The following is a 19,636-nucleotide window of genomic DNA, read 5'->3' on the forward strand; positions in this document are numbered from 1 at the left end:
CGTCAGCAGATTAATCTCTGCGCCTTTCTCCCTACCATGGTTTGCAATTTCCTGTTCGCTTATGCCGAATCCGTTCATAACGCCGACAGATGCATACTGGATTTACCCGAAAAAAGAAGCGTTCCGCAGCGAGAGGAACGCTTCTTCTCTATCGCATTATTTGTATTTTCCAGTGTTCGGATCGCTGTTCTCAAGCAGATACGCAAAATCGTTTTCCTTGGCTTTCTGCTCGCGCTTCTTCGCTTCAATCGCGGCGAGACGCTTCTGCTCCTCTTGCTCGGCCTGCGCTTTCTTCAGCTCGTCCGCCTGCGTTTTGAGCTTGCCAAGTACGTCCTGGCTGAGCAAATCACCAAGCGTATTGCCATGCTGCTCGGAAGACTCCGCCCTGCTCTGCGGCTTTCGTCCCGAAGCTTGCTGCTGCGCCTGAAGTCGCTTTTTATTTTTGCCCATTGTTCATCACCTGCTTATTCTTGATCATAGTCGATATAGAGCGATAACGCCGCTTTTCGCGCTGCCTCTCTCGCGGTATCCGTATTGTCGCTTGTGCTCAGCGCCACGGCCATTCTTCTGCCGATCTTCGTCTCGGGCTTGCCGAATATCCTGACCTGCGTATGCGGCAGCGTCAACGCTTCCGCTACGCCGCCGATTCGGAAGCTCCTCGATTCCTGGTCCGCTTTGAGCGTATGCGAGGCTCCCGGCGTTAACAATCGAATGGGGCCGATCGGGAAGCCAAGAACGGCACGGACATGCAGAGCGAATTCGGACAGATCCTGCGTCGCCATCGTCACCATGCCGGTATCATGCGGCCGTGGCGACACCTCGCTGAACAAAACGCCGTGGGGCGTGATGAACAGCTCTACTCCGTAAAGACCGTAACCGCCAAGCTCTTCAGTGATCTTCCTTGCAATGTCCTCCGCTTGCCGCAGATGCTCCTCCTTCATCTCATGCGGCTGCCAGGATTCAATATAATCGCCGTCCTTCTGCACGTGGCCAATCGGCGCGCAGAAGGAGGTTCCGGATACGGAACGGACCGTGAGAAGCGTAATTTCCGATTCGAAGGTGATGAAGCCTTCGACAATGACGCGCTGCTTCTTCGCGCGGCCGCCTTCCATCGCATAATGCCAGCAGCTCTCTACCTCGTCTACGGATTTGCATACGCTTTGACCTTTGCCCGATGAGCTCATAATCGGCTTGATTACGCACGGGAAGCCAAGCGAGACGGCTGCCTCGCGCATCTCCTCAAGCGAATCCGCGAAGCGGTAGGGCGCTGTCGGCAGTTGAAGCGTCTCAGCCGCCAACCTGCGTATGCCCTCGCGATCCATCGTCAGCTTGGCCGCTCTCGCTGCCGGAATGACATGATGGCCTTCCTGTTCCAGCTCCACAAGCGCATCGGTTGCGATCGCTTCGATCTCCGGAACGATTAAATCCGGCTTCTCCAGCTCAATGATGCGGCGAATAGCCGCTCCGTCAAGCATGTCTGTCACATAAGAGCGATGAGCGACCTGCATCGCCGGCGCATGCTCATATCGATCGACGGCAATCGTCTCGACGCCAAGCCGCTGCGCTTCTATCACAACCTCCTTGCCCAGCTCTCCCGAGCCGAGCAGCATTAGTTTACGAGCCTGTGTCGATAATGGGGATCCATACATAAAGAAAAAGAGCCTCCTGGTTCATGGAATAAGATTGTCTTGCAGTCTCATTCCATTGTGGAGGTTCTTCTCTCAAAAAGCAATATGCATCGTGATTCCTATAAGATACGTTGTCGAATTCGGAAGTTTGGAATAATGCTCTTACAGGTAGCGGTATTGCGCTTCTATTAGGCCATTATATACGCCCTTCTTCGCCACCAGCGCGTCATGATTGCCCTGTTCGACGATGACGCCGTGATCAAGCACGATAATTTCATCCGCATGGCGAATTGTTGATAAGCGATGGGCGATCATGAATGAGGTGCGTCCATCCAGCAACGTTTTGAGCGCTTCCTGAATTTTCAGTTCGGTCTCCGTGTCGATGCTGGCCGTAGCCTCATCCAGTATCAGTATCTTCGGATCGGCGAGCAGCGCGCGGGCGAATGACAACAATTGGCGCTGTCCCATGGACAGCATATTTCCCCGTTCCTCGACTTGTGTATTGTAACCGTCAGGCAGATCCATAATGAATTCATGGGCATGCACGGCTTGAGCCGCCTTCACAATCTCATCGTCGGTCGCGTCTAGTCTGCCGTAACGAATATTATCCTTGATCGATCCCGCGAAGATGAAGGTATCCTGCAGCACAATGCCCACCTGTGATCTCAAGCTCTCAATGGTCACGTCGCGGATGTCGATGCCGTCGATCAACACTCTCCCCTGCACGGGATCGTAGAATCTGCAGAGCAGATTAATAATCGTACTCTTGCCCGAGCCGGTATGCCCGACCAGCGCAATCGACTGCCCCGCCTTTACGTCGATGCTGATGCCCTTTAAAGCCTGTCTGCCCGGTTCATATTCGAAAATGATATTGTCGAAGGTCACATCGCCGCGAATCGCGGGCAACGGTCTGGCCGACGGGGATTCGCCGACATTCGGCTCCTCGTCGATAAACTCGAAGATCCGCTCGGAGGATGCCATCGCAATCAGCAGCTGCGAATACATCTGGCCCAGCCTGTTGATCGGCTCCCAGAAGTTGCCCATATAGTTGGCGAAGGCAACCAGCAGACCAACGGTTATGGCTTTGCTCTGAATAAGCTCCGAGCCGTACCAGAACAAGATGCATGTGCCAACCGCCGCCGTCACCTCGATAACCGGTCCGAAGCTTTGGTTAAGCGCCGAAGCCTTGTTCCACGACTTCACGTTGATCGTGTTCATGTGGTTGAAGAACGACATATTGTCCTTCTCCTGCACATAAGCTTGCGTAACCTTCATGCCTTGAATGCTCTCGTTCAGATGCGCGTTAATGCGAGACTGCTTCATCCGCACATCCTGCCAGGCGAAGCGAATCCGCTTGCGAAGAGAGGTCGACACCACGAACATGAGCGGAACGGTAATCATGACGGCAAGTCCGAGCTTGATGTTCAGCCCGAGCAGTATGATGACGATGCCGACAAGCTGGATACAATCCATGAGCAGATTGACGACGCCGTTCGTGAACAAATCCTGGAGCGCGTTCACGTCATTCGTGACGCGAACGAGCACCGAACCCGCCGGACGCTTGTCATAGAACCGGAAGCTGAGCTTCTGAATATGCTGGAACAGATGGGTTCTGAGATCATAGATCACCTTCTGACCAATCACGTTCGTATAACGAATCCGATACGTATTCGCCGCCCATTGCAGCACATACAGGGCCAGCGTCCCGATGCCGACGAGGATCAGCATGCCATAGCTTCCGGAGCCCTTTTCCGGATCGATAATGTGGTCAATCACATAGAGCATCAGGAATGGAATGGCCAGCTTTGTAAGCGTGCCGATTATCATCATCAGAATGACGGGAGTAAGCTGCTTGCGATAGGGCTTCATATAGGTGTAGAGTCTGCGCAGCTGCGACCAGTTAAACGGTTTTTCAATCGCCTCGTCATCCTGATAGACGAAGCGTTCATTGCGATTTTTGCTATTTACGGCCGATTTGGCGCTCATGAATGGACACTCCTTCGTTCATTCCTATTCTCATCTCCGGAAGCGGCGCCGGCCACGAAATCCGCATATTGAATATGATACGTATCCCGATAAGGGCCTTCCTGCGCGATTAAGTCGGCATGCTTGCCGCGTTGCACAATATGGCCTTTGTCGAGTACGATAATTTCATCCGCCTGACGCAAGGAGGAAATCCGGTGCGCGATGATGAAGGTCGTGCGTCCGGCCATAAGCTCCTTGAAGCCTTCTTGAATTTGATGCTCGGTTTCCATATCGACTGCGCTGGTCGCATCATCCAGAATAAGAATTCGCGGGTTTTTGATTAGCGCTCTCGCAATCGCAATTCTTTGCTTCTGGCCGCCGGAGAGACCCATGCCGCGTTCGCCCACGACCGTATCGTAGCCAAGCGGCATCTCCATGATGAAATCATGAGCCTTCGATAACTTGGCTGCACGCTCAATCTGCTCCATCGACACATCGCCCATGCCGAACGCGATATTGTCCCGAATCGAAGCCGAGAACAGGAACGTCTCCTGAAAGACAGGCGCAATTTGCTGACGAAGCGAAGCCACATCCAGTTGATTAATGTCGATGCCGTCAAGCGTAATACTGCCCTGTTTCACGTTATAGGCTCGCATGAGCAGCTGAATGATGGTCGATTTGCCGGAGCCTGTTCCTCCGAGAAATCCGATAACCGAACCCGCTGGCGCATCGATCGTAATATCGGTTAGTGCGGGCTTCTTATCCGGATAATTGAAGGTGACATGATCGAAGCGAACATGTCCCTTCACCTGCTCCTTGTTCATCTCGATTGCCGCATCCGCGTTTTTCACGTGGATATGCTCGTTTAACAGTCCCATAACACGTTCGCTCGATGCTTTGAACTGCGTATAGTTGTTAATATGGAAGCCGAGGCCCCACATCGGTCCGATGATATACCAGATCAAGCTGAAGAAGGCTACGAATTCACCTAACTGCAGACGATTGCTGATGACAAACGATCCTCCGACGATTAACAGCGTAACGGCGCTGAGATTCGCAGTCAGCTCCATGAGCGGGAAGAATCTTGCCCAGATTCTGGCAGCGCCGACCTGATTCGACTGGTAAGCCTCGTTTCGAATCGAGAATTTCGATACTTCATGCCCTTCGCGTGCGAAGGATTTGACCGTGCGAACGCCCGTAATATTTTCTTGCACAGCAGTGGTCAGATTACTCATCGCTTGGCGCATCTCGCGGAACGCCGGATGCACCCGCTTCTCGAAGCGCACCGCCAGGAAGCCGAGCAGCGGAATCGTGATCATTGTCACGATCGTCAATTGCCAGTTCAAATACAGCATCATAACGGCTCCGAAAACAATCATTAGCACCATGTTCAAAATTTGCGCGAAGCCAAAACCGATAAATTGCCGAATGGCTTCCAGATCAGCGGTCAGCCGCGACATGAGATCCCCTGTTTTCGCTTTGTCATAATATTGAAAGGATAAGGTCTGAAGCTTGTCGTAAAGCGCATTGCGCAGACGGAAAGCAACCTTGTTGCCGAGACGCCCCCCGAAAAAGCCTTGCAAAAACTGACAAAATGCCTTGACAGCAATTACACTGATAACCGTTAATGCCAGCTTGGGCACCAAGTCGAACCGCTGCGGCGTAATGACATTATCGATCAAATAACGCAGCAAATTCGGATAGACGAGCCCGAGCGCGGTTGCGCAGACCAGGCACGCTATTGACGCGAACAGAAACTTTCTCTCCGGCCAATAGAAGGCTTTTAATTGCCTCAGAGTTTCCAACGAAATCCATCTCCCTGTTTTTTATAATATGAATGAATATTATCAGCATCCCATAAGAGGAGCAAATTCTAAAAAAAAGCGAATATTTCATTGAAAGGGTTAATTATGGCGATTGAAGATATGGAAACGGGAAATGCTTTTAAATCATCGTAAATCATCCCTATAATGCGTGTATTGCTCCGTTTTTGCACAGGAGCACACCAACAGCAAAAATGCTTTTGCCGGATGTTATTTCATCGGCAAAAGCATTAAGCGAATATCGATATGAAAGGCAATGCTATCTCATTCAACTAGAGATGATTCAACTGCTCTTGCAGCGATTTCAGCTTCTCCAGTTCAGCTCCGTCCGACAGGGAGCTTCGCATCCCTCTCGCGAAGCTGTCCATGTCTAATTCGAGTTGCTCCGCCTTGCGCGAAACGGCGTCGCTCCAGCAGCTTGCATAATGACTATGCCAGTCTCCCGTAACCCGCTCCATCCATTGCTGAAGCTCGGGGAAGATAACGGCTTCCAATTCCTTCCGAAGAAGCGACTTGCCCTCTCCCTCGAAAAAAGCTCGCGGCGATTTGAAACGGCTCCAAAGCCATTTGCTCTCTATGCCGGAGGATTCCCAGCTCACAGCCTCCTGCGGCTCATTCAGCTTTTCCGACGCAAAAGCAGCGGCATGGTAACCGCCCAGCATCGTCTCAAGTCGCTCTGAATAGCCGGCATATGCTTGCTTAAGCGCCGCGTTCAGATTACGCTCCATGCGCAGCGCCGTTGCCAGCAGCTCCTGAGCCAGCTCGAGCTGCAGCAACCGCTGCAGTTCCAGCCAAGCCGTCCACACGACCTTTTTTAGATCGCGCCCGTCGTCCTGCAGCGAAGCAGGATTGAAAGCGAGATGATAAAATTCCCCGAATCGGTATTGCAGACGCTGCAGCACGTAATAATGCAGCTCGTTCGCCTCCTGCTTCAAGCCTTGGGGCATTTCGAGCGTCTGAAAAGCTTCAACAACGCCTTGAGCCTCGGCTACAGCCGAGTTAAGCTTCCTCAGCTCTTCGTCGCGCGCGGCCTCGTCTCCCTCCGCGCTGCGAATCCATTCCCCGATTTTCGATTGATTACGGACAAGCTCCTGCTCGGCAGATTCAATGGCCAATCGACCCAAATCATTTCTGATGAAAGAAAAGAATTCGGCTTCAAAGCGATGAATGCCGGATTGATGAATAAGCGTTTCCGCCTTGGAGCGCTTGCCGTCCAGAGCTTCAAGGCTTGATACGGGAAACATGCGCGGTTTGCGTATCGCATGCTTTAACAAATTTTGCTCCACATGGCTGAGCACGCCGTCCAGTTCCTCTGCATCCCCGGCCAGATCCGCCGCATTGACGATGAAAAACATCTTGTCGAGCTCGAATTGATCCTTCACTCGACCAAGCTGATCCAGAAATTGACGATCCGCTTGAGAGAATGCGTGATTATAATAAGTTACGAATAAGACCGCGTCGGCGTTTTTAATATAATTGAAGGCTACGCCGGTATGCCTCGCGTTCACCGAATCGGCGCCTGGCGTATCGACCAGTACGACGCCTTGCTTTGTCAATTCGCAATCATGATGATAATCAATTTGGCTGACGAAACAAGAGCGCGTCTCGTCCGCCACATAGCTTTCATATTCCTCCCGATCCACGCGGAAAGTCGTGCCAAGCAGCTGCTCATGCTTCTCCCAGCCCAATCTTGCCGCCCGCAGAAAGCTGTAATGCGGTCTTCCCCCGGCGCCGATGCTGTCAATCGAAATCCCGTCGATCGCTTTTAGAATGGAAACAGCATCCGGCATACGATCCGCAGATGCTTCTTCGCCAAGCAGCGATAAGGAATAGCGAAGATCGCTTAGAACAGCTTCCCTGTCCTTCATGACGATTCTGGCCGTTCCATGCGGATAATCCGCATCGGGAGGCTTAATGCGATTGATTGCCGCCGTCGTCGGATTTGGAGATACCGGCAGCACCGCTTCGCCGATCAGCGCGTTCGCGAGCGAGGATTTCCCGGCGCTGAACGCGCCGAAGAGAGCAATCGTGAATTCGCATTCCGCCAGTCGGACTCCCTTCTCCCGCAGAGACTCCCCCGAGCTCATCAGGCTTTCCAGCGATTCCATCAAACCTGCTGCCTTCAATAGACGCTGAGCTGCCTCTCTCTGCAGCGCAATTGCGGAGACGCCGTTCCCGGCGCTGCTCTCTGAAGATCTGCTTGCATCGAACTCCCGCTGTGACTCTATGCCATCTTCCGATTGCTCGGCCCGATTAACAACGATTGAATCCTTCTTCCGCATCAGAGACAGCGCCGGCTTCGCATGGCCAACAGCCTCTGCCCCCATAAGCTGAGCGGGATGCGGAAGCTCCGGCTTCTTGGCAAACTCGGGCAGCTGCCGCTTCAATTGCTCGCCATGGGCTGCCAAGCGGCGATCCAGCTCCATCACTTCATGCCAAGCCCTCAGCTTCCCATTCAACGCTTGAAGCTCCGCCTCGGCAATGCTCTCCGCTGCAGCGGAAGCCTCGCCAGCCGAAGCGGCCAAATGATCAATCATTTGAAGCGCGTTCTGCCTGTAGACGGACTTAATATCGGCTGCCATATCCTGACAATACGTCATCGTGTAGGCGTCTCCGATTACCGCGCCCTGCTTCACCCGTTTAATAAGCCAATCCCCGTCAGGCGTCCAGGTCAGCTCCTTTAATTGCTCCTCAAGCTTCTTCCCGTCATAGCGGCTGCGATCCGCTTCTTTCCTCAGCAATTGCTTCACATGCCAGTCAATCGCCGCGCTTAGGAGCGTGGCGAGCTCGCTCTGGAACGCGGCAAGCCGCTTCTCTTGCTCAGCGGCGGTCTTGCCCGCGGCGAATAGAATTCCTGTCTTGAAACCCGGCTTACGGCTTTCGAGGAAAGCGCGGGCAAGATCCCGAAGTCCCGCCGGCGTAATATTCGCATTGTCCAGTATCGACTGAAGCTGCTTGCGCAAATCAATGCGATACGTTTCCCGCCCATCGCGAAGCGAAGCTATTCGCTGCTCCAATGCCGTGAATTCGCTCGACAATTGGCGAGCATGCTCCTCCCCGCCTGCAGCGACAAGCAAGGAATTTCGCTTTGACTCCTCCTGCTCCTTCATAAAACGCAAATGAGCCTCTGTCAAATGACGAAGCGTGGATTCGACGCTATATTCGCACAGCTCCTCGCGATTCTTCTCGAGCGCGCCGATCAAGGCGATCAGCTTGCTCCACTCTTGCATGGGATGCTGCGGCTCGCGCAGCGACAAGTACAAAATCCCCGCCGGCTCCAGATGCCACGCCCGGAACGCTTCTGCCACGCTTCTCCGATAAGCTTCGAAGCTAAGCTCGCTCTCGCGATGCTTGTCGATTTGGTTGACGATAAAATATAGGGGCTTGCCCCAATCCTTCAGCTCCTTCGCGAATGTGAAGTTGATCTGGGATTGGACGTGGTTGTAATCCATCACGTAGAAAACGACATCAGCCAGATGCAGCGCAGACTCGGTCGCCATCCGATGAGCCGCGTCCGTCGAATCGATGCCGGGCGTATCCAGCAGCGTAATCGTACGGCCAAGCAGCTCGCTCGGATAGGTAATCTCGACCGAGGTGAAATGCTCGCCGTCCTTGCAGAACGCTTCGAGCTCATTAATGCCAACATCGGTTCGAACTTCCCTGCCGTCACGCAGCTCTGCAACGATTGCTTCGGCCTTCGCCCCGCCGCTAATCTTCACGACATTCGCGCTTGTCGGTATGGGACTCGACGGCAGCAGCTCCGCGCCGCAAAGCGCGTTGACAAGCGTTGACTTCCCCGCCGAGAAATGTCCGCATAAAGCGACAGTAAGCCGACCCTCGGTCAGCTTACCCGTTAATTCCTCCGTTTGTCTTGCATGCTTGGCGTCACCACAAGCTTTCATTTGTTCTGCGACAAACGACAAGGCACCCGTCATGCTGTTCAACGTTAATTCTGTCATCGTCTATTGCTCCCTAAACGGCTTCCTCTTCGGTCGAAGGCAGGCAAATTTCGAACACATTACCATGCTGCAGGATCATGATATTGCGCTCCCTCTCCTTCATGACAACAACCTCGGGCTTGATTCTCATGCGGTCGATATATTGGTCCGGCACGTCTCCGGAACCGCTCACGGTAATGCCTTCAATCACAATGTCTTCATTTTCTTGCGGCGGAGATTCCAGAACTTGCTCGTAAATATCGGAAAAAAGTTCAAAATTGTTCGTGTACACGGAAATGCATTTCATTGTCATCATCCTTCATTTTCAAGTTTAATTACTGCTTTTATTTTTTGTCTTATTCGCGGGCTTCATGCGTTTTTTTCCTTCCTTGCAAATATCCAGCAATGGGCAGATCGCGCACTGCGGATTTTGCGCTTTGCAATGATAGCGTCCGAAGAATATGAGTCGATGATGCGTTAGCGTCCATTCATCCCTCGGCACCAGCTTCATCAATTTCTGTTCTACGATAAGTACAGTGTCGTCAGCCTTTGCGAGTCCTAAACGCTTCGAGACGCGCTCAACATGCGTATCGACAGCAATGGCTGGAACGTCGAAAGCGTTCGACATGACGACATTGGCGGTCTTCCGTCCAACTCCCGGCAGCTCGACCAAGCCATCATGCGTTCGAGGAACGTCGCCGTCATATTTATCAATCAGAATGCGGCTGAGCTTCTGTATGTTGGAAGCTTTGCTTCGGAACAAGCCAATTCGCCTAATATCCTGCTCAAGCTCTTCTAATTCCACGCTCAAATAATCTTGAGGGGTCTTATATTTCCGGAAGAGATCCGCCGTTACTTTATTGACCGTCTCGTCCGTGCATTGCGCAGACAACAGAACAGCTATCGTAAGCTCAAATGGATTATCATGCCTAAGCTCGCAATGCGCGTCCGGGAACATCTCCGCTATAATATCCAATATATGACGCGTCTTCTGCTTTGCATTCATCATAAGCCTCCACTTTAATACTATCGTTCAAAGTGTAGCGAAATTTGTCACGCCGCGCAACCTAAAAACGTTAGAATTCCATAAAAAAACTGCCCCGAAGGGCAGTTTTTTCACAAAACGTTCCCGCTTTCGCGCAAAAGTCAAATATAGGACTGCCAGACTAGCCGTTCGAAGCGCTTGAAAGCAGTTTGACGGATGAAACCGAATTGCCGTTGTACGTCATTTCGATGCTGCCGCCTACCTTCAAACTCGAGGCTTTGCCGGCTGTGCCGTCCTCGTTCAGTATGTCCACATCCTGAATCGAAACCGCGCTGACATTTCCTTCGGCATTCTTCACATTAATCTTGCTGTCGGCCAGATTAATCGTCACGACCTGATACTGAATCGTATGATGAACGCGGATATTAATGGCGGAGAGCTCCTTCATATTCAGATTGGCCGTCACCGTATCCCCAATCTTCAAATTCTGTATTGTCGCCTTGGGCATCAGCATATCTTCATAAGCGCTGGTTGCATAAGAGATTTTGGCAGAGCCGCCATCCCTGGTTTGGAGCGTAATCATCTTCGCATCCATATTAATCTCGGAAACGACTCCTGTATACTCCAGCACGTAATCAAAGGAAACGATATTTTTGCCTGAATATTTCACGACGACATTTACATTCTGCGCGCCAAGATTCATTGCTGCTTCCTTCTCCATCGCATTGCCGAAATAACTGAATTTCGTCTTGTCTGTAAAGTAGAACGGCGAATACACATTGCCGTCGACATCCACCAGCGAAATGTAGTTCAGCTCTTCATTATAATGCTCGATCTCGACTCCGGCCAGCACCTTCAGATCGCGATTAAGCACCTTGATCTTTACGATTTGGTCCTCATTGTTCAAGCTTAACTCGACTTGATCGCTTTCGGCTATGAGATCGCTTAGAACAGCGTCGGGCAGACCGTTAATCTCCACCTTGGCGTCTGTAGCCAAAGGCTTCGTTACATAGGAGCCGTCAGCCATCTGCAATGTAACCGTCTTGGACGCATTGGCATAGAATAGGCCGGAAATCGACGTTACTGCCGGCTTTGCTGCCATGATAATCTCCAACGCCTCGGGCTCCTCGCGGAAGTCATCCTGAACGATAGTTAAGCTGACAGTCGCCTTCAAATCATCGATTGACAATACATTGCCATCTGTATCCTTAATCGCCAAATCTTCATGATAAGCCAAAGGAACAGGCTTGCCGTCAACCAAAATATAAATAACTCCATCCTCTTCATTATAACTAATGAACGTGCCCGTGATCGATGAGGTGTGCTGCTCCGTGCCTTGTACCTCGACGTACAGCGCCTTGCCGTCCTTGGCGAATACCGTCACGTCTCCGTATTGAAGCACATCGTCCATCGTAGCCGGACTTTCGGAATCGAAACGATAGAAAAGCGTTGCCGAATCGATCGCATAGGTCTGCTCTTTATCCTCCTCGCTGTTGTAGACAGTCAACGAAGATGCCGTCATGTCGGTAACGACACCGTTGATCTGCCCATTGAACGTCACCGGGAACGTCGATTCCGCGCGGCTGAACAGGGTGGCAAGACTGGCCCTTGTTACATCCAGTTCCGGCGCAAAGGTTGTTTCCGTAACGCCCTTCACCAGTCCCAATTGAACGGCGGCGTTCACATAACCGCGATAGAGGCTGTCGATGCTGTTATCGTCATCGAAGCGAGTCTCTGTACTCCCTAACTGATTCGCAATAGCCGCTTGTCCCATCGCTCTGACGATCAGCTTCGTTGTCCATTCCCGGCTGGCGGGCTTGGAGCCCCAGTCGACATCAGGCTCTGCCGCGGCAAGCGCGTATTCCTCAGAGCGATCGAGCAACCCCTCCGAGAACGCGACTTCGATGTATTCCTTGTAGAATTCTCCGACCTTGAAGGATTTGTCGAATACGATTAATGCATTATGATCCGCTTTCGTATCCAGTTTCGTGAAGCGAAGCGCCATAAGAACAGCCTCTTGCTGCGATACGCTGTTCTCCGGTTTGAACGTTACTGGTCCGTCAAGCGTTGTCTGATAACCATTAATAACGCCTTGCAGATACAGCTTGGCGATATGCTTCTCCGCCCAATAATCCCAAGCTACATCAGTGAAAGGCGTGTATGATCCGTAGGCTGCCGCATAGGTTGCAACAGGTTTCGATAATACTGCGGCGCCCGAACCCGTAACGAGAGTTACGGCTAGCGCGCCGGTAACTATTTTTTTCCATGCATCTTGCTTTGGCATTGGCGAAAATCCCCTTTTCTCATTCAAATGAATAATAAATATCATTAATCGATCATTATGATTGCGAATCTCTTGTAATAGGATCATCGAGATCCACATGTCCCATCAAGCTTTCAACCTTTTCGCCATCTTGGGTCAATTCAATTTCATTCACGAAGTCGAATTGAAACAACGTGCTCTTCAGCGTTTCGATCAGCATCAACTCGCCCGGCGCGCCTAATCGCTTCTCGTCGTTGAGGCCTACATCGATGCTGACTCTGCCTGCATCAAGCTTGACCGAATGAATAGCAATGTCCTTCCACAAAGAAATGATCTGTCCCTCAACCGATTTCTGAAGCTCATCCATCGTGTTCTGAATCAATTCTTCATGGGATGCATACGTAATTTCCGCCTTGCGCTCGACTGTTTCGGTGAAATCCGGATTTCCTCCATAGAGCATAACCTCCGCATGCTTCTCCGGATTCGGCGTGGCGGCAGGTTCATATTTATCAGCTTCCGCGCCGCCTCCGTTAGAAGCAGGCTCCTGCGTTGCTGTCGGCATGCTTGTCACCGCTCCGGCCTGAACGTTCTCCGACAAGCTCACATCGTTCTTCTGAACCGCCCCGCAGCCGGCAATCGCCAGCGCAAGGAGAACTGTCGGAAGCAACCGATGAAGGCCGTTGTTCCTTATTCCCATAGCATTCAACTCCTGCCCTTTAAGAGGTCATTCAAAAAGTCCATTTTTTTGAACATTTATCTTAATTCAGTTTCAAATATTCCAGAATGCCCTTCGCGACCTCGTCGGCAAGCTTGTTCTGCATGCTGTCCGAATACAGCATCTTAGCATCTCCGTCATTCGTCAGATAACCGGCCTCAATCAGAACGGCAGGCATCGTCGTTTCCTTGATTACCTTATAGGCGGCTTGTCTCACTCCTCGATCCTTGAGCCCCGTGCCTGCCAGTACATGCTTGTGAATGACATTCGCAAGCGGAATGCTCTCCGGACGCTGATAGTAGGTTTCGGATCCGCTGACAGCCGTATTATCATAAGAATTCGCATGAATCGATACGAATAAGTCCGCTTTCAAGTCTTCCGCGAATTTGATGCGATCGGTTAATTCGACGAAGGTGTCGTCCGATCTTGTCATGTGAACGGCGACGCGACCATCCTTCTCCAAAGCTGCGGCAATCTTGAGCGCCATGCTAAGATTGAATTCCTTCTCCCATTTATTCAGTGTCTTGCTGAACGCGCCAGGATCCTTGGCGCCGTGTCCGGCATCGATAACGACGTCGTACAGAGGCTCATCGCCGGTCGGCTCCTCCGGATTTGCCGGCGTTTCCGGGTCGCTTCCCTCCGCCGGCTCGGCTGGCGGAGCGGGATCGATGCCGGAATTCGAATCTGCCGGCACCTCGCTTGCAGGCATGAAGGTGAAAATCGTCTCATTATTCTTCTCCGTCATCACATAGCCGGTATCTTCACCAACGAGCACCACAAGCCTTGCTGTCAGCGGACTCAACTGAAACTGTGAGAATCGGAAGCTGCTTAGCAGCGGGTTGTCCTCAACCGCGATTTCCTTCTGACCTTTCTCGAATTGATTCGCGAGCAGCGCATTGAAGGAGGCGTTCGGAATGTCGAAGACTAGACGTCTCGGCTCCTCCAGCAAGAATGGCTTGTTCGGTGTAATCTTGCCGAGATGCTTAATCGAAATCGAAGAAGAATCCCCGTTATAGTCAATTGAAGTAATATAGCCCATCTTCACAGCGGGCGTTTGCGAATTATCAGGCGCAGATCCCTCACCGTCGACCGGATTTTCTCCGTTATTCGAGCCTGAATTTCCATTTTCGCTTTCCTCTTCGCCAGTCGGCGGATCCGTATCAGGAGTTGTGTTCGGCGTCTTCTCCGTCATATGTACTTCTCGTTCCTTGTCCAGCCACTCAAATTCAAGGCCGAGCAATTGTCCGACGAAACGGACCGGGACCATGGTCCGATCTTCAATAATCTCAGGAGGAACTTCTGTTTCCTGAATTTCGCCGTTCACTCTTACAGCGGTCTGACCAATAATCAATTCAATCGTCGTCACATCATTCTTGACCGTTACCATCCGCAAGTCATTGTTCCAATCGACATCGTAGCCGATGCCTTCGGATAGAATGGCAAGCGGAACCAATGTTCTGTCGTTCTCGATCCTTGGCGCGACATCAGAGATAAGCTGCTTCCCGTTCAAGAACAGCTTGGGAGGCGCTGCAGCGGCTTGTCCAACCGAAGCGAACATCGTAAACAATACGAACACGACCATCATAATCGATACAAATTTCTTCATTTCCCACCTCGATGACTGAATTGTCCGCGTCGAATACGCCCCTTCGACATGAGCAGACAACTGTATAGACGCTGCTTGTCAGAAAAAGTTGCGCATAGAGGAAAAAAGAGGACATTCGCCTCAGGGGCCAAATGTCCTCTCACCGATAAAGTCAATTAGCCCAAACGAGCCGCGTGCTTCTGCTCGTAAGCGGTTATGGCGTCTTCATGCTGAAGCGTCAAGCCGATATCGTCAAGTCCTTGCAATAAGAACTGTCTGCGATGCTCGTCAAGCTCGAAGCCAAGCTCCAGCCCGTAATCGTCCCTAAGCTTCTTGTTCTCAAGATCAACCGTAAGCTTGTAGCCCTCGTGAGCCGCCGTGCGCTGGAACAAATCCTCTACTTGCTCTTCGCTTAATTTGACAGGAAGAATGCCGTTCTTGAAGCAGTTATTGTAGAAAATATCCGCATAAGACGGCGCGATAATGACCTTGTAGCCATAATCGAGAATCGCCCAAGGCGCATGCTCGCGCGAGGAGCCGCACCCGAAGTTCGCGCGCGAAATGAGCACACTCGCTCCTTCATAGCGAGGCTTGTTCGGCTCAAAATCGGGGTTGATTTCGCCCCCTTCGTCAAAACGCCATTCGAAAAACAGAAATTGTCCAAATCCGCTGCGCTCGATGCGCTTCAGAAATTGCTTGGGAATAATGGCGTCGGTATCAACATTGACACGATCGACAGGCGCTACGATGCCCGTCAGTTGTTTGAATGGTTCCATAGTAAGTAATCCCTCTCTTCTCTATTAGTTCATGACGGCGGATTTGATTTCCCAGTCGCGCACATCGGTGAAGCGGCCTTTGACGGCTGCGGCTGCAGCCATAGCCGGCGATACGAGATGCGTTCTGCCTCCGCGTCCTTGGCGTCCTTCGAAGTTGCGGTTCGATGTGGATGCGCAGCGCTCGCCCGGCTTAAGCACATCCGGATTCATGGCCAGACACATGGAGCAGCCAGCGTCGCGCCATTCGAAGCCTGCTTCGGAGAAGATCTTGTCAAGCCCTTCCTTCTCTGCTTGAATTTTGACGCGGCCGGAGCCCGGAACAACGATTGCCGTTACTTTGTCGCTCACTTTGTAGCCTCTCGCAATCTCGGCGGCAGCGCGCAAATCCTCGATGCGGCCGTTCGTGCAGGAGCCGATGAACACATAGTCGATTTCGATTTCGGTCATCGGAGTGCCCGGCTTAAGAGCCATATATTCCAGCGCCTTCTCGGCTGCTTTGCGTTCATTCTCCGTGGGAAGCTCGGAAGGGATCGGCACGTTCGAAGTGATGGACGTTCCCATGCCCGGGCTTGTTCCCCAGGTCACTTGCGGAATCAGGGAATCCACGTCGAATTCGAGAACCGTGTCGTATTCCGCGCCTTCGTCCGTAGTCAGCTTCGACCACTCCGCCACGGCTTCGTCAAAGTTTGCAGGAGCGTATTCGCGTCCGCGCAAGTAATTGAACGTCGTTGCATCGGGAGCGATCAGACCTGCGCGAGCGCCTCCCTCAATGGACATGTTGCATACGGTCATGCGCTCTTCCATCGTCAAGCTTGTAATCGCATCGCCGGTATATTCGATAACATAGCCGGTAGCGAAGTCGGTACCATATTTGGCGATAACGCCAAGAATCAAGTCCTTCGCTGTAACGCCCGGCTTGCGGGTGCCGTTGAAGCGAACTTCCATCGTTTTCGCTTTGGATTGCTGCAGACATTGCGTAGCCAGAACATGCTCAACCTCGCTTGTGCCGATACCGAAGGCAAGCGCGCCGAATGCGCCGTGCGTGGAAGTATGGCTGTCTCCGCATACAATTGTTTTGCCCGGCAGCGTCAGACCCAGCTCAGGTCCCATAACGTGAACGACGCCTTGGTCGGCGCTGTCCAGATCGAACAAGGTGACGCCGAAATCTTTGCAGTTCTGCGTTAATGTATCGATCTGCTGCTTCGAGATCGGATCGGTAATATTGTAACGATCCTTCGTCGGTACATTATGATCCATCGTCGCGAAGGTCAGATCCGGACGGCGCACCTTGCGGCCGCTGAGGCGAAGCCCTTCGAACGCCTGAGGAGACGTCACTTCATGCACCAGCTGCAGGTCGATATAAATGACGCTTGGCTTTCCTTCTTCCTGATGGATTACGTGATTATCCCAAATTTTTTCGAACATCGTTTTTTTCGCCATCATGCTCACCCCATCGATTCTTAGTAAAATGTAAACCTATCATATCATGTCTTTCTTCATTGATCTAAGATATAATATCTATAGCCGCTATAGGTACTAACTATAATCCATTATCAAGTTTCTGTATAGCCTCAGATTAAGGAAGGGGAATCTTCATATGGAATTAAGACAGCTTCATTATGTGAATCAAATCGCCCAGGAGAAAAATTTCTCGCGTGCCGCCGATAAGCTGCATATCGCTCAGCCTTCTCTCAGCCAGCAGCTGTCCAAGCTGGAGCAAGAGCTAGGTTTGCTGCTCTTCCGCCGCACGACCAATTCCGTGGAGCTGACACAAGCCGGTCAAGTGTTCGTGGAGAAAGCGCAAGCGATTCTCGACGCCGTAGAGCAGCTCCGCCAGGAGATGGACGATATGGCCCAAATGCGAAAAGGCCGGCTTGTAGTGGGCACGCTGCCCATTACGGGCTCGCATGTGCTTCCGCTCGTTCTGCCCGCCTTCGGCTCGGCTTTCCCGCAAATCGAGGTTGTGCTGGTTGAAGAGACCACCTCGAAGCTCGAGCAATTAACCGCAAGCGGCGGAACGGATCTCAGCCTGCTCTCTCTCCCGCTGATCGACAATACGCTGGCATGGGAGCCTTATCTGGAAGAAGAAATTTGCCTTGCCGTTCCAAGGCGGCATCGACTCGCGGAGCTGGGCGAGCCCGTTGATATCGCGCAGTTAAAGGATGAGGCGTTCATCGTGCTTAAGCGCGGTCAAGGCTTTCGCCAGATCGCTATGGAGCTGTGCCAGAAAGCGGGATTCACGCCGACCGTCGTGTTCGAGAGCAGCAATATCGAAACCGTTCAATCTCTGGTTGCGGGAGGCATGGGCATCGCCTTTGTCCCGCAAATGCTCACTCGGCCTCCCGGCACGGATTTTGCCCCGTCCTATCTGCAGTTGAAGCAGCATCCCTTCCGCACGCTGGTGATCGCAAGCCGCAAAGGCAGATATTTGTCCAAAGCGGCCAGAGCGTTCATCGACACGCTGAAGCAAACGATTCACCCCTACCGCTAGACATACAAAGAAGGACGCCGATCCTCGAACACCGGAATTCTGGTGCGCACCTGATCGACCAGGGAGAGATCGATGTCCGCGTACAGAATCGTCTCCTCTTCGCCCGCTTCTGCAACGATCTCCCCCCAAGGATCGATAACGAGAGAATGGCCGAAGAAGGAGGTCTCGCCGCTTTGTCCCATACGATTGCAGGCGATGACGTACATCTGATTCTCGATCGCTCTCGCGGTGAGCAGCGTGCGCCAATGATGGAGCCGGGGATTCGGCCATTCCGCCGGAACGAACAGGAGCTTTGCTCCTTGGAGGGCGAGCTTGCGCGACAGCTCGGGAAAGCGAATATCATAGCAGATCATCATCCCTGCCTGCTCGCCTTCAAGCTTCAGTTCTCCGGGCTTTCCGCCCGCTTGCAAATATTTCTCCTCCTCCATCAGCCGGAACAGATGAATCTTGGAATATTCGCCGATCTTCCCGCCTCTGCGATCAAAAGCGTAAATCGTATTGTAGACGCCGTCCTCTCTCTTCTCCGCAATGGAGCCGCCAATGATGTAGACCTCATGCTCTTCTGCGAATCGGGACAGGAATGCGATCGTTCTTCTTCCTTGTTCATCCGCCAACTCTTCAATTTGAGTCAAAGCGTATCCGGTATTCCACATTTCCGGAAACATCAGCACATCCGGCTTCGGCTCAGATTGAACGGCTTTCTCCAGCAGCTGCTCTAATTTGGCAAAATTTCGTTCAGGAAATCCCGCCTCGACATCCATCTGAAGCAGTGCGATACGTAATGTTCCCGTCATAGCAGTCATTCCTCCTGTTTGTGTTTATTTCCCTATAATACCTTCTCATGGTTCCGTGTCAAGATGGGCAGTTTAATAGCAAGAAACGGCTGTGCGACATTTGCTTTTTTGCAAGCTTGACAATCGGCCAGGAAAAAGGAGAATCCAACCATGAAGAAAATTTTCAAACCCTTGCTTTTATCCCTATGCGCCCTGTTCGTTCTATTATCCGCTTGTCCGTCTGCCTTCGCCTCCCCTCAAGACAAGCAGCCTCAGAAGTCTGCCAAGTTTGCCGCGGTCGGAGAACAAACAACGTCCAGGCCCGTTCAAGTGTTCGACATTGCCGCAGGCAAGGTCATCAAATCGATTCCGAATGACCAAGCGTTTCAAAAAATGGCAGGTGATTGGATCGATTCGATAACCGGCTTATCTCCCCAAATCTCGAACGACAACAGCTGCACCTATGTATTCCGCGTGCCGCTGAACGAGCCGGTTACGGTTGCTTCGGGCAACCTCAGCTTGACGACTGCGGATCTGTTCCTGTTCTATTGCAAGGACAAGCCTCCTCTGCTGTTGGTCTTCGATGGCCAGCGCAAGCCGTATCTGTTCCTGTTTAAGGCCAATATCAAGCCGTTCATGAAGAAGACAGGCATGCTGTAGCGCGCCTCCCTTCAATTTTTCTCCCAATCATGCT

At 52.1% G+C, this 19,636-nt stretch carries 15 protein-coding genes; 2 read left to right on the plus strand and 13 right to left on the minus strand.

Annotation, left to right across the window (positions count from 1 at the left end; all coding sequences use genetic code 11):
- Positions 1 to 156: 156 nt before the first annotated feature.
- The 12 genes from HFP08_RS03325 to leuC form a co-directional block, all read right to left on the minus strand.
- A complete protein-coding gene (locus HFP08_RS03325) occupies positions 157 to 450 on the minus strand; it encodes a DUF3886 domain-containing protein (RefSeq protein ID WP_168119092.1) in 294 nt (97 codons plus the stop codon).
- Between the two features lie 14 nt (positions 451 to 464).
- On the minus strand, positions 465 to 1,649 hold the full coding sequence (purT, locus tag HFP08_RS03330; protein WP_168119093.1) for a formate-dependent phosphoribosylglycinamide formyltransferase: 1,185 nt from the start codon (positions 1,647 to 1,649) through the stop codon (positions 465 to 467).
- A gap of 141 nt (positions 1,650 to 1,790) precedes the next feature.
- Positions 1,791 to 3,614, minus strand: coding sequence for an ABC transporter ATP-binding protein (locus HFP08_RS03335; RefSeq protein WP_168119094.1), 1,824 nt, complete (start codon positions 3,612 to 3,614; stop codon positions 1,791 to 1,793).
- Entirely contained in the window at positions 3,611 to 5,398 is a 1,788-nt protein-coding gene (locus tag HFP08_RS03340) for an ABC transporter ATP-binding protein (RefSeq protein WP_168119095.1), read from the minus strand. Before HFP08_RS03340 ends, HFP08_RS03335 begins: the two co-directional genes overlap by 4 nt.
- Positions 5,399 to 5,688: 290 nt before the next feature.
- On the minus strand, positions 5,689 to 9,375 hold the full coding sequence (locus HFP08_RS03345) for a dynamin family protein (RefSeq protein ID WP_168119096.1): 3,687 nt from the start codon (positions 9,373 to 9,375) through the stop codon (positions 5,689 to 5,691).
- Between the two features lie 13 nt (positions 9,376 to 9,388).
- A complete protein-coding gene (locus tag HFP08_RS03350) occupies positions 9,389 to 9,661 on the minus strand; it encodes an NAD/NADP transhydrogenase alpha subunit (RefSeq protein WP_168119097.1) in 273 nt (90 codons plus the stop codon).
- A 24-nt stretch (positions 9,662 to 9,685) separates the two neighbouring features.
- A complete protein-coding gene (gene nth, locus HFP08_RS03355; protein ID WP_168119447.1) occupies positions 9,686 to 10,360 on the minus strand; it encodes an endonuclease III in 675 nt (224 codons plus the stop codon).
- A 160-nt stretch (positions 10,361 to 10,520) separates the two neighbouring features.
- The gene (locus HFP08_RS03360; RefSeq protein ID WP_168119098.1) at positions 10,521 to 12,623 is read right to left on the minus strand and encodes an S-layer homology domain-containing protein; all 2,103 of its coding nucleotides are present in this window, start codon (positions 12,621 to 12,623) and stop codon (positions 10,521 to 10,523) included.
- Positions 12,624 to 12,678: 55 nt separating this feature from the next.
- Entirely contained in the window at positions 12,679 to 13,299 is a 621-nt protein-coding gene (locus tag HFP08_RS03365; RefSeq protein ID WP_168119099.1) for a GerMN domain-containing protein, read from the minus strand.
- A gap of 61 nt (positions 13,300 to 13,360) precedes the next feature.
- Complete coding sequence (locus HFP08_RS03370; protein WP_168119100.1) at positions 13,361 to 14,923, minus strand: N-acetylmuramoyl-L-alanine amidase; 1,563 nt, start codon at positions 14,921 to 14,923, stop codon at positions 13,361 to 13,363.
- 155 nt (positions 14,924 to 15,078) lie between these two features.
- Positions 15,079 to 15,678: a 3-isopropylmalate dehydratase small subunit gene (gene leuD, locus HFP08_RS03375; protein WP_168119101.1), complete on the minus strand. Its 600-nt coding sequence runs from the start codon at positions 15,676 to 15,678 to the stop codon at positions 15,079 to 15,081.
- A 24-nt stretch (positions 15,679 to 15,702) separates the two neighbouring features.
- Complete coding sequence (gene leuC, locus HFP08_RS03380; protein WP_168119448.1) at positions 15,703 to 17,118, minus strand: 3-isopropylmalate dehydratase large subunit; 1,416 nt, start codon at positions 17,116 to 17,118, stop codon at positions 15,703 to 15,705.
- Between the two features lie 157 nt (positions 17,119 to 17,275).
- Here leuC and HFP08_RS03385 point away from each other — a divergent pair, with 157 nt between their 5' ends.
- Positions 17,276 to 18,169: a LysR family transcriptional regulator gene (locus HFP08_RS03385; RefSeq protein WP_168119102.1), complete on the plus strand. Its 894-nt coding sequence runs from the start codon at positions 17,276 to 17,278 to the stop codon at positions 18,167 to 18,169.
- Here the strand turns inward: HFP08_RS03385 and HFP08_RS03390 are convergent.
- Positions 18,166 to 18,963, minus strand: coding sequence for a carbon-nitrogen family hydrolase (locus HFP08_RS03390; protein ID WP_206109169.1), 798 nt, complete (start codon positions 18,961 to 18,963; stop codon positions 18,166 to 18,168). The two genes, HFP08_RS03385 and HFP08_RS03390, sit on opposite strands and share 4 nt — an antisense overlap.
- A 150-nt stretch (positions 18,964 to 19,113) precedes the next feature.
- On the opposite strand from HFP08_RS03390, the gene HFP08_RS03395 reads away from it, so the two are divergent.
- On the plus strand, positions 19,114 to 19,602 hold the full coding sequence (locus tag HFP08_RS03395) for a hypothetical protein (RefSeq protein WP_168119104.1): 489 nt from the start codon (positions 19,114 to 19,116) through the stop codon (positions 19,600 to 19,602).
- Positions 19,603 to 19,636: the final 34 nt, after the last annotated feature.

It is taken from the genome of Paenibacillus sp. HB172176, from assembly GCF_011947265.1.
Lineage (GTDB): Bacteria > Bacillota > Bacilli > Paenibacillales > Paenibacillaceae > Pristimantibacillus.

What these genes read in the sequence shown, in the direction of transcription:
- leuD (WP_168119101.1), bottom strand. Translation starts at nt 15,678, where the DNA reads ATGGAACCATTCAAACAACTGACGGGCATCGTAGCGCCTGTCGATCGT.
- HFP08_RS03360 (WP_168119098.1), bottom strand. Translation starts at nt 12,623, where the DNA reads ATGCCAAAGCAAGATGCATGGAAAAAAATAGTTACCGGCGCGCTAGCC.
- HFP08_RS03350 (WP_168119097.1), bottom strand. Translation starts at nt 9,661, where the DNA reads ATGAAATGCATTTCCGTGTACACGAACAATTTTGAACTTTTTTCCGAT.
- nth (WP_168119447.1), bottom strand. Translation starts at nt 10,360, where the DNA reads ATGAATGCAAAGCAGAAGACGCGTCATATATTGGATATTATAGCGGAG.
- purT (WP_168119093.1), bottom strand. Translation starts at nt 1,649, where the DNA reads ATGTATGGATCCCCATTATCGACACAGGCTCGTAAACTAATGCTGCTC.
- HFP08_RS03335 (WP_168119094.1), bottom strand. Translation starts at nt 3,614, where the DNA reads ATGAGCGCCAAATCGGCCGTAAATAGCAAAAATCGCAATGAACGCTTC.
- HFP08_RS03345 (WP_168119096.1), bottom strand. Translation starts at nt 9,375, where the DNA reads ATGACAGAATTAACGTTGAACAGCATGACGGGTGCCTTGTCGTTTGTC.
- HFP08_RS03365 (WP_168119099.1), bottom strand. Translation starts at nt 13,299, where the DNA reads ATGGGAATAAGGAACAACGGCCTTCATCGGTTGCTTCCGACAGTTCTC.
- leuC (WP_168119448.1), bottom strand. Translation starts at nt 17,118, where the DNA reads ATGGCGAAAAAAACGATGTTCGAAAAAATTTGGGATAATCACGTAATC.
- HFP08_RS03385 (WP_168119102.1), top strand. Translation starts at nt 17,276, where the DNA reads ATGGAATTAAGACAGCTTCATTATGTGAATCAAATCGCCCAGGAGAAA.
- HFP08_RS03395 (WP_168119104.1), top strand. Translation starts at nt 19,114, where the DNA reads ATGAAGAAAATTTTCAAACCCTTGCTTTTATCCCTATGCGCCCTGTTC.
- HFP08_RS03370 (WP_168119100.1), bottom strand. Translation starts at nt 14,923, where the DNA reads ATGAAGAAATTTGTATCGATTATGATGGTCGTGTTCGTATTGTTTACG.
- HFP08_RS03325 (WP_168119092.1), bottom strand. Translation starts at nt 450, where the DNA reads ATGGGCAAAAATAAAAAGCGACTTCAGGCGCAGCAGCAAGCTTCGGGA.
- HFP08_RS03390 (WP_206109169.1), bottom strand. Translation starts at nt 18,963, where the DNA reads ATGACGGGAACATTACGTATCGCACTGCTTCAGATGGATGTCGAGGCG.